We start from the raw sequence: 8,161 nt of genomic DNA on the forward strand, positions 1-8,161 counted from the left end.
TCTAAGGAAAACTTTACGGCCATTTGCTAGGACAAACGCGACATCGGCCATCGCGGAACGCCTGCAATGATTTCTACTTGGTATTACAAAGCGATGCGCCAAAGCCGTCGCCGCTGATGGCGATCGTTGCGGCACATGGTTCGCGATGGGCGCGGCTGACGGCATGGTGGGGCAACGGTCCCGCCGCCGCCACCGCCGCCGCGCCCGCCGCTTCTCCGGTGGCGGAACCGCTGGTGACCAGCGTCCGGCGTGCCGCGGCGCGCGAGACGTTCGCCCGCATCGGCGCCTTCCTCGACGCGCACGATTTCGCGCCGACGGTGGATCACTTCCACGTCGCCCGCTGCTACATCCTCGGGGAGGACATCGCGCTGACCCGCGCGGTCGACGATCATATCCGCGAACACGGCCGCCTCGACGCCGCCTTCCTCGCCCGGCCGGTGGTCCGCGAGCTGCTCGGCCCGCTGCATCCCGAGCGCATCGCCGAACTGGCCGACGCACTCGCCGCGCGGCTGGCGGAATCGGAAACCGCCTTCCGCCAGGGGCAGGCCGCGGCCTCCGACTATGAAAGCGCCCTCATCGCCGAAGCCGCGGCGGTCGACGCCGATCGCGACGGCGACGCCGACGGCACGATCAAACGCCTGCTGGCGCTCACCAACGATTCCATCGCCCGCACCCGCCAGCTCGCCGACCAGCTGCGCGAGACGCATCGCGAAACCAACCGTCTGCGCCGCAACCTGCAGGAGGCGCGACGCGCAGCGGACGAGGATCATCTCACCGGCCTGCCCAATCGCCGCTGCTACGACCGCCGGCTCGTCGCGCTGGTCGCGTCTCGCCAGCCGGGGTCGGACCATTGCATCGCGCTCTGCGACGTCGACGACTTCAAGGCGATCAACGACCGCCACGGTCACGAGACCGGCGACCGCGTACTCAAGCTCGTCGCGCGCAAATTGACCGCCGGGCTCGGTGCCAAGGTGCTCGTCGCACGCCACGGCGGCGAGGAATTCGCCTGTCTGTTCGAGGATTGCCGCCCCGATCATGCCTTTGCGGCGCTCGACCGGGTGCGCCGCAAACTCGGCGCGCGCAGCCTGATCGACCAGAATTCGGGCGACGGCATCGGTCGCCTCACCTTTTCCGCCGGGATCGCGATGCTCGGCGAGGATGTCGCCGCGACGATGCGCGCCGCCGACGCCGCGCTCTACAGCGCCAAGCGCGCCGGCAAGGACCGCATCGTCATCGCCTGAGTTCGTCTGCGCGCGCTTAACCACCCATCCGTGTCGTCTTTTGCGCAGGCCGTGCTAAGATAGCGTCATGCATCGCCCGATCTCCTGCCGTTCGTCCGGAGCGGGTCCGCATCGCGGTCGCGCCTCGCCGTCCCGGGATGATGCATTACCCAGTTTCGGCTTGCGTGGCGGGGCGTCCCGCCCCATGCGCCCCCCGCCCTCTACGAAAGGTTTCTTATGGTAGCCTGGTTCCAGGCGCTGATGCCGAAGCAAGGTCGGTTCTTCGATCAGTTCGAGGCGCATGCCGCCACGCTGGTCGCCGGCGCCGACGCCTTGCAGAAGCTGTTCAGCGGCGACGGTGCGATCGCGGTCCATATCGCCGAGATCGTCGACCGCGAGCATGAGGCGGACGATATCACCCGCGACGTGCTGCAGGATGTCCGCCGCGTCTTCGTCACCCCGTTCGACCGGTCGGCGATCACCGACCTGATCGGCGTCATGGACGATTCGATCGACCAGATGAACCAGACCGCGACCACCATCGCGCTCTACGAGGTGAAGACCTTCGCCGACGACATGCGCGCGATGGTCGACCTCATCGTCGAGGCGGCGCGCGTCACCGCAGAGGCGATTCCCCTGCTGCGCAAGCTCGACGCCAATGCCGGCCGTCTCCACGATCTCACCGCACGGCTGGTGCAGCTCGAGGGGCAGGTCGACGATCATCATGCCAAGGGGCTGCATGCCTTGTTCAAATCCTGCGGCAACGATCAGCCGATGCGCTTCATCGTCGAGCGCGAGATCTACAGCCATCTGGAACGCATCGCCGACCGGTTCGAGGACATCGCCAACGAGATCCAGGGTCTCGTCATCGACCACGCCTAGGCCATGACGATCTCCTTCACGCTGCTCGTCGCGCTGATCGGCGTCGCCTTGCTGTTCGACTTCCTGAACGGCCTGCACGATGCCGCCAATTCGATCGCGACGGTGGTCTCGACGCGCGTGCTCAAGCCGCATCATGCGGTGATCTGGGCCGCCTTCTTCAACTTCATCGCCTTCGCGGTCTTCGACCACAATGTCGCGCAGACCGTCGGCAAGGGCATCGTCAGCGCCACGGTGATCGATCCGCAGGTGATCTTCGGCGCGCTGATGGGCGCGATCGTCTGGAACGTCATCACCTGGCGCTACGGCATTCCGTCGAGCTCCAGCCATGCGCTGATCGGCGGCCTGCTCGGCGCCGGGATCAGCAAGGCCGGCTTCGACGGCGTCGTCTGGGCGGGCGTCGGCAAGACCGTCGGCGCGATCTTCCTGTCGCCGACGGTCGGCATGATCCTCGCTTTGTTGCTGGTGCTCGTCGTCGCCTGGAGTTCGCTGCGGCTGACGCCGATGGGCGTCGACAAACGCTATCGCAAGCTCCAGTTGGTCTCCGCCGCGCTCTACAGCCTCGGCCACGGCGCCAACGACGCGCAGAAAACGATGGGGATCATCACCGTCCTGCTCTATTCGCAGGGGCTGCTCCAGGGCGGCTTCCACGTTCCTTTCTGGGTCGTGCTCTCCTGTCAGGCGGCGATGGCGCTGGGCACGATGTCGGGCGGCTGGAAGATCGTCCACACGATGGGATCGAAGATCACCCGCCTCACCCCCGCGCAGGGCTTCTGCGCCGAGACCGGCGGCGCGATCACACTGTTCATGGCGACCGTTGGCGGCATCCCGGTCTCCTCGACGCACACCATCACCGGCGCGATCGTCGGCGTCGGCTCGGCACGGCGGCTGTCCGCGGTGCGCTGGAACATCGCGAGCCGCATCGTCGTCGCCTGGGTCGTCACCCTCCCCGCCGCCGGCCTGATCGGCGCCACCTTCTACGAGATCGCCGCGCTGCTGTCGCGCTGACCGGCGTAAAGGGGGGATGCAGCCATCCTCCCGTCACCCGCGGACCTTCCACCCCGCTCCACCGTTATCGTCCTACACCATAGCGGAGCCGCCCCATGCCGACCGAACTCACCATCCTCGGCGTGTCCGTCATCCTGCTCGTCGTCCACATCATGCTGCAGGGGCAGACGGCGACCCGCGACCGCGGTCTCGCCTGGAACGCCGGCCCGCGCGACGGCGCTGACGAAAAGCCGCTCGGCCCCCTCGCCGGCCGCGCCGCACGTGCGCTTTCGAATTATCAGGAAACCTATCCCGCTTTCGTCGCGCTGGCGCTCGGCCTCGCGATCACCGGACAGACCGGCGGGCTCGGTGCGGCCGGCGCGATCCTCTGGCTGATCGCCCGCATCGTCTACATCCCGCTCTACCTGCTCGGCATCCCCTATGTCCGCAGCCTCGCCTGGGTCGCCGCCATGCTCGGCCTGCTGCTGATGCTCGTCCGCTTCTTCTAAACGCCCGCGTGCCCAAGATAAATTTACGTCAGTAACGGACCATTAAGCCCACGGACGTATTGCGGGACATGGCCGATCTTCCCGCCGCGTTCATCCCCGCGCTCACCGTCATCCTGCCGCTTGCCGCGGTGCTCATCGCCTCCGCCTGTGCGGTCGATCTCGGCGAAGGATAAGTCCGGAACCGGGGCCCGTCACGCGAGCCCCGGCCCTCGTCACGCGATATGCACCGCCTTGGTGATCAGATGCGCCGCGATCCCCTCGGGCCCGTCCTCCGATCCGAAGCCGCTGTCCTTGACCCCGCCGAACGGCGCATCGCCCCAGCTCAGCCGCACGGTGTTGATCGCGACCATCCCCGCCTCGATCTCGTCACCCAGCCGGTTCTGCAAGCGACCGTTCTCGGTGAAGCAATAGGCGCCGAGACCGTAAGGCAGGCGGTTCGCCTCGGCGATCGCATCGTCGGCGCTGGCGAACGATCCGATCAGCGCGATCGGACCGAACGGCTCCTCGTTCATCGCACTGGCGGCGAGCGGCACGTCGGCGAGCACGGTCGGCGCGAAGAAGAAGCCGTCGCCCTCGCCCGGCACGCCGCCGGTCAGCAGCCGCGCCCCCGCGCCGACCGCATTCTCGATGATCCCCGCGATCGCCTCCGGCCGGCGCGGATTGGCCATCGGCCCCATCTGCGTGCCCTTCTCCAGCCCGTTGCCGACCTTGATCGCCGCGGTGCGCTCGGCGAAGCCCTTTGCGAAACGCTCGTAGATGCCCTGCTGGACGTGGAAGCGGGTCGGTGCGACGCAGACCTGGCCGGCGTTGCGGAATTTGTGCGCCACCAACGTGTCGAGGGTGCGCTCCAGATCGCAATCGTCGAACACCAGCACCGGGCCGTGGCCGCCCAGTTCCATCGTCGACTTCATCACCGTCTCCGCCGCCAGCTTGAGCAGATGCTTGCCGACCGGCACCGAGCCGGTGAAGCTGAGCTTGCGCGTCACCGGCGAGGCGAGCAGCTGCCGCGATACCGCGTCGGGCACGCCGAACACCAGTTGCGCGACCCCGTCCGGCAGCCCCGCATCCTGGAAGCAGCGCAGGATCTCGACCGCCGCGCCCGGCGTCTCCTCGCTCGGCTTGAGGATCACCGAACAGCCCGCGGCGATCGCCGGCGACAGCTTGCGCACCGGGTTCATCACCGGGAAATTCCACGCGCAGAATGCCGCCACCGGCCCGACCGGCTGATGCAGCACCAGCGAGCGCGTACCCGTCGGCCGCGGCAGCACGCGACCATAGATGCGCACCGCCTCGCCGGCGTGGAAGTCGAGCAGCGCCGCGGTCGCCATCACCTCGCCCTTGGCCTCGGTATAGGGCTTGCCCTCCTCCAGCGTCGCCAGCCGCGCGAGCAGGTCGGCGCGCTCGCGCACCAGCGCCGCGGTCCGCGACAGCACCGCCGCGCGCTCTTGCGGCGCGGTCGCCCGCCACGTCTTGAAGCCGCGATCCGCCGCCGCCAGCGCCCGGTCGAGATCGGCCGGCGTCGCCAGCGGCACCTCGCCCAGCGTCCGGCCGTTCGCCGGATCGAGCACCGCCTGCGTCTCGCGACCGGACGTGATCCATTCGCCGTCGATGAAGAGGCCGAGGCGCGTATCGTAGGTATCGGTCATAACGTTCCGCTTTCGTCAGGCGTGATGCCCCGCCGCGCGGCGGGACGAACGGTCGCGAAGACGCCGGTGCCACCGACGCCGCCACGGACCACGGCGGCTATGTAGGGGCGCGCGGCACGGGGTGGAAGGCGGTAGGAGCGGCAGCTGGCGACACTGGCGATAGCCGCCGCGGAAGCTGCACCGTCTAGTGACGTGCATCCGATGCGGAATGCCCACCAAGACGCCGCCATGCCAATTGGATCAGCAATACCATGACGAGGTCCTGAAAGAAGAACTGGCTGACGCTGAGCATGCCGATGATCGGCCCCCAGACGAACATCATCACCCAGACACCTCGTACCAGCAGCACCAATCCGACGTAGCGGAAAAGCCCGTGAGGATCCCAGGCGGCAGGCCGCAACGTTATGACGTAACGTGCAAGGACACACGCGATGACCGTCTCGGCAAACAACAGATAGCTTGGCACTAGGATATTGGGACCGTACGGAACGACGTAGACGTCGGGACGAACGTGTCTCGCCGACCAGGCCAACAATGGTCCTAGAAGCGATGCCAGCGCGGGGTTGAGCCAGAACGTCCCCACGCCTGCCAGTATCACCGCGGCGGCCAGCCGAACCGCCGTGCTGCGTACCAGCAGGACAACAGCGAAGGCGAGCGTCCCCAGCAGCAGGTCGAACAGCCCCTGCTGTACGAACCCGCCCACGGATCCGCGGAAGTCTGTCGTTGCAAAGCCTGCCATCAGTGCGTTCCGGAGGACGCCGTTCATGGTCGCGAACAGCAAACCGACGATCGGGCCGCGTGCGGCGGGATGAAAGCGACGAAGCCACGGTAGAAGAGCCGCCGCCAGCGCGACGAGGCCGAGCGATTGCGCCAGGGGGTAGAACAGGCCGAGCCGGCCTATGCGAGAGGTATCGGGATATGGCACCCAGAGAACCTGAAGCATCACCACGTGGATGCTGAGGGAAATGCCGACGATCGCTCCGACCACGGCCACGAGGGTAAGTGGAGACGGTGCAACGAACCTCGAAGAAGCAGCCATAAGCTTGTCGATACAGGCTTCGCCTTCGCCGATCCAGCAAATCGGGTAAAGGCACGGCCCCATTCGCTCTAGGAATGGGCTAATTAAAAGGGACAGGCCATAACGTACCATCACGAAGGCGCGCCGGGCAGCAGCGCAGCCGCGACTGCCAATTTTTGGTCGTAGCAGGGCCAGCGTCGCTTGCCTCAAAGCGGCGGGTCGTTCAGCTTGCCGGTAATTCGGCCGGAGCTTGCACGTGCGTTCGTTGATAATCATGGCGATCGTCGGACTAATCGCCGTGGGCTGGTCTTTCATAAACCATCGCCGACCTCCGTACCGCGTGTCGGGATACAGCGGCACCATCTCTCCCGGTAAGGCCAGTGCGCTAATCGTGACCATGATTGGCATCGCATTGCTCGGACTTGGCGTCGGGAAGGCCTGTTCCGGCGACCCAGCCATAGGCGCAACGTGCGCCATCGTCGGGTTTGCGCTAGCCTTTTTCATGACGCTGTCGCTGACACACCGGCATGATCTGAGTTGGGACGATGCTGGAGTACACGGTCCGTCTCGACTCTTTGGTCCTGCTCTCGGCCTCAGTAGGGCTTCGATCCGCTGGGAAGAGATCGGCACGGTCGGCGCAACAATCACGAGCTTCTGGTTTGTTCAAGCCGGTGACGGGCGCAGAGTGTATTGGAGCTATCTCTATCCCGGATATGGCTCCTTCACCAAGCGCCTGCGGACGAAACGCCCCGATCTGACGCTCCCAAGCGAGCTGAGATGATCGAGGAACATCGTAGGCTTACGCGCTCTTACGCCCCCTTTTCAAACCATGGCCTATCGAGCAGCATCACGGATGAGGAATGACCTTTCGATAAGAAGGACCGGGCCGCCTTAAGGAGGGGCCGTGGAGCGGGTGAAGGGAACACGGCGTAAGCGTACATTCCTGAAGGCTCGTGTCTGAGGGCGGAGCGTCCGCTTCCGCCCAACAGCAGACGTATCCCGGCGATTGAGAGGAGCACCGTGGAAGGCTAGGCTGCGTGCACGATGAAGCGAAGCGCTCTTTTATGGTTTATTGCAGGGCTGGCTTTCTGGAGCTGGATGTTCGCCTCGAACTTTCGCCAAGCCAATGCGGCGCTTCTTTTATCGATTATCGTCGGTGTCGTTGTCACAATCGGGCTGCTTGCCTTCAGCATCGTCCGAGCGATGCTAGGTCGATAGACCAGTGCTCCATTATTCACTTCGAGGCGACGTCGAACGAGCGTCCGCTTTCCACCAGAAGCAGACATTGTCAGAGGGGTATTATTCGCCGTGACTGAGGCTCGGCCCTTCCTGCTCGCCGCCCTCCGGCGCGTTATCGATGGCGGCGACGTGACTAACGACGACTTGGAAGCGGCGATTGCTATGCCCGCCGGTCTGCGAGGTGCTGAGCGGAAAGCATTGCACGGGCTAAGTTATTGGGCTGATGATGATGACGTTCGCGCGAAAGATCCGGCTTATGCGCCATCGCGCAGGCGGCAACTCGCCGACCTCCTATCCGCATTGGAAAACGAGAAGGTCGGGTAGCGCCCACTTGCGGACATTCCAAGCGACGATCATGCTGCCTCGATGCCGACAGCCATAGAGAACTCGCCACCCTACACCGAAGCAGATTACTACGGCTTTGTGCTGACGGGGCTGTTCGGTGTGATCGACGACGCAGAAGCTTCGCGTTGCGATCCGGCAGGCATCGCGCTGCTACGTCAAGCGAAAGACATGTTGTGGGCCGAGTTTGAGCAGCGGCATCCGGGCGCTTGGGCCAAAAAAAGCCAGACAGGCGGCTAATGCCCGATTGTGTTGAAAAAGGCTGGCTTGCAGTAGTGTCGGTGGTCTGATTCAATCGCCTTGAGGCGAGCGGAGATAGGC

7 protein-coding genes and 1 pseudogene are annotated in these 8,161 nt (G+C 65.4%); 6 read left to right on the top strand and 2 right to left on the bottom strand.

From position 1 onward, the window contains the following. Positions 1-77: 77 nt before the first annotated feature. The 4 genes and pseudogenes from AC07UH_RS10955 to AC07UH_RS10970 all read left to right on the top strand — a co-directional run bounded on the left by AC07UH_RS10955 (position 78) and on the right by AC07UH_RS10970 (position 3,595). Positions 78-1,241, top strand: a complete 1,164-nt coding sequence (locus AC07UH_RS10955) for a GGDEF domain-containing protein (RefSeq protein WP_495179822.1) — start codon at positions 78-80, stop codon at positions 1,239-1,241. A 204-nt stretch (positions 1,242-1,445) separates the two neighbouring features. Then, a pseudogene (locus AC07UH_RS10960) lies at positions 1,446-2,102 on the top strand (DUF47 domain-containing protein); the annotation flags it as partial. A gap of 3 nt (positions 2,103-2,105) precedes the next feature. Next, positions 2,106-3,107 carry an inorganic phosphate transporter gene (locus AC07UH_RS10965; RefSeq protein ID WP_038660785.1) on the top strand — a complete coding sequence of 334 codons (1,002 nt, stop codon included), beginning with the start codon at positions 2,106-2,108 and terminating at the stop codon, positions 3,105-3,107. Positions 3,108-3,202: 95 nt separating this feature from the next. Next, entirely contained in the window at positions 3,203-3,595 is a 393-nt protein-coding gene (locus AC07UH_RS10970) for an MAPEG family protein (protein WP_495179821.1), read from the top strand. 212 nt (positions 3,596-3,807) lie between these two features. Here AC07UH_RS10970 and AC07UH_RS10975 read toward each other — a convergent pair whose 3' ends face one another. Next, positions 3,808-5,241: an NAD-dependent succinate-semialdehyde dehydrogenase gene (locus AC07UH_RS10975; protein ID WP_137898378.1), complete on the bottom strand. Its 1,434-nt coding sequence runs from the start codon at positions 5,239-5,241 to the stop codon at positions 3,808-3,810. A 184-nt stretch (positions 5,242-5,425) separates the two neighbouring features. After that, positions 5,426-6,574: a hypothetical protein gene (locus AC07UH_RS10980; RefSeq protein WP_495179820.1), complete on the bottom strand. Its 1,149-nt coding sequence runs from the start codon at positions 6,572-6,574 to the stop codon at positions 5,426-5,428. 76 nt (positions 6,575-6,650) lie between these two features. Between AC07UH_RS10980 and AC07UH_RS10985 the strand changes: the two genes are divergently transcribed. Continuing rightward, positions 6,651-7,040 (top strand): hypothetical protein, encoded by a 390-nt coding sequence (locus tag AC07UH_RS10985; protein WP_495189817.1) that lies wholly within the window; start codon positions 6,651-6,653, stop codon positions 7,038-7,040. 824 nt (positions 7,041-7,864) lie between these two features. Next, the gene (locus AC07UH_RS10990) at positions 7,865-8,080 is read left to right on the top strand and encodes a hypothetical protein (RefSeq protein ID WP_495179818.1); all 216 of its coding nucleotides are present in this window, start codon (positions 7,865-7,867) and stop codon (positions 8,078-8,080) included. Positions 8,081-8,161: the final 81 nt, after the last annotated feature.

This window comes from Sphingomonas sp. GW821-FHT04B01 (assembly GCF_059420425.1).

Excerpts from the sequence above, each read along its gene's own strand:
- AC07UH_RS10965 (WP_038660785.1), top strand. The coding sequence starts at position 2,106 with ATGACGATCTCCTTCACGCTGCTCGTCGCGCTGATCGGCGTCGCCTTG.
- AC07UH_RS10970 (WP_495179821.1), top strand. The coding sequence starts at position 3,203 with ATGCCGACCGAACTCACCATCCTCGGCGTGTCCGTCATCCTGCTCGTC.
- AC07UH_RS10975 (WP_137898378.1), bottom strand. The coding sequence starts at position 5,241 with ATGACCGATACCTACGATACGCGCCTCGGCCTCTTCATCGACGGCGAA.
- AC07UH_RS10980 (WP_495179820.1), bottom strand. The coding sequence starts at position 6,574 with ATGAAAGACCAGCCCACGGCGATTAGTCCGACGATCGCCATGATTATC.
- AC07UH_RS10990 (WP_495179818.1), top strand. The coding sequence starts at position 7,865 with ATGCCGACAGCCATAGAGAACTCGCCACCCTACACCGAAGCAGATTAC.